Below are 1,607 nucleotides of genomic sequence, written 5' to 3' on the forward strand. Positions count from 1 at the left end.
CCTGCGGGCCGGCGTGAGGGCACATCACCAAGGGCATGCCACGGGGCTGCCCCATCGCTGGTTCCCCTCCGTGCTGCGTCCCTGGCTCTGTGCCCCCTGTGAGCGGGCATCCCGGCCCGCAGGGCCGGCTACCCAGTGGCCCGGGCCGTCAGGCCCGGTCTCGTGGGGAACCGCGGTCGCCCAGCGATGTTGCGCTCTTGTTGCGCTATGTTGCGCTCATGCGCAACAGGTCTTTGCCCAGGTCAGGCGGTCTTTTTTCCTTCATGTTGCGCTGTTGCGCTAAAAATCCAACCTACGTGTAGAAGTACCCTCCCTGCCCGTCAGGGAGGGGGTAGGTGTACTCCTTAGAGAGGTTGGCGAAATCAGCGCAACAGCGCAACAGCGCAACATCGAGGTCGGAACACCTCTGTGACCTGGGATTTTATCGTGGTGGTCATGTTGCGCTGTTGAGGCCGGAGCGCAACACGAGCGCAACACACCCCTACTTCTCGACCAACGGGGTGGGGCGGCCGACGGCCTTCGGGTGCCTGGCGCACACCGGGGCGACGAGGTCTGGCAGGGGCACGCCGAGCGCGTGTGCGATGCCGTGGAGCGTCGAGATTCTGGCGGCGACGCGCCCGGCCTCGATCTCGATGATCGTCTTGCGGTGGACGCCCGTGGCCTCTGCGAGGCGGTCGATGGACCAGCCTCGCTCCTTGCGCTGGTGGGCGACCTCGACGCCGAGGGCGCGGAGGTCAGGAGTGGGAGCAGGCATACCCTCCAGCGTGCGTCCGGCGCTTATTTTGCACAGTCACCTAAACGCGCCTATTCGAGGTAATGTGGGTCGTGACAAATCGTCCCTGGCCGGCACGGTGGGTGTCCGGCCCTCCGCTCTCATCGAGGAGATGATCATGCGCGCGACCGCTACCCGTACGACCACCCGTCGAGCTGCTCTGGGAGGTGTCGTGGCCGCCGCCCTGCTGCTGACGAGCGCCTGCGGCTCCGACAGCGACGAGGCGGCTCCTCCGGCCCCTGAGGGGCAGTCGGAGCAGACCGCGTCGTCCTCCGTCTCCGACAGCGGCGGCGACGCCGAGGAGGGGGCTGAGACGTACACGGGAGGCGAGGCGATCAGCCCGGTGCGGTTCACCGCGACCTCGCCCGACGGCGAGCAGGTCGAGGTCCAGCTGCTCGGCATGGCCGACATCAAGGCCAAGGGCATGACCGACACGGCGTGGCTCCCGCAGACCCGTTACGACGAGGCTCAGGAGTGGCTCGACAAGATCGTGGGCGGCGAGCAGCTCACCCTCATCGAGGACCCCGCGTCGCCGGAGGACACGACCGAGGACGGTGCCTTGCTGCGCTACGTCGACTCGACCGGCACGAGTGCTCAGAGCATCTCCGGCAGCGACAACGACGACGTCGCCATGGGCCTCATCAACCTCTACGCAGGCGTCGCCGACAACGACGAGAAGTGGTCTGGCCTCGAACGCTACGACGAGTACGTCGAGGCGTCCCTGACAGCCGAGGAGCGCAACGGCGGTCTGCTGGGTGAGAACGAACTTGTCGCGGTCAACGAGGACGGCAGCGGGTACGAGTACAGCAAGTGAGCGCGCTCGAAGATCAGCCCC

The 1,607-nt window shown here is 66.9% G+C and carries 2 protein-coding genes; one reads left to right on the plus strand and one right to left on the minus strand.

Annotation, left to right across the window (positions count from 1 at the left end; translation table 11 throughout):
• Positions 1–481: 481 nt before the first annotated feature.
• Positions 482–754 carry a helix-turn-helix domain-containing protein gene (locus BJF77_RS02465; RefSeq protein WP_069600038.1) on the minus strand — a complete coding sequence of 91 codons (273 nt, stop codon included), beginning with the start codon at positions 752–754 and terminating at the stop codon, positions 482–484.
• Between the two features lie 136 nt (positions 755–890).
• Here BJF77_RS02465 and BJF77_RS02470 point away from each other — a divergent pair, with 136 nt between their 5' ends.
• Entirely contained in the window at positions 891–1,586 is a 696-nt protein-coding gene (locus BJF77_RS02470; RefSeq protein WP_139318405.1) for a hypothetical protein, read from the plus strand.
• Positions 1,587–1,607 lie beyond the last annotated feature (21 nt).

This window comes from Kocuria sp. CNJ-770, from assembly GCF_001942375.1.
GTDB lineage: Bacteria > Actinomycetota > Actinomycetes > Actinomycetales > Micrococcaceae > Kocuria > Kocuria oceani.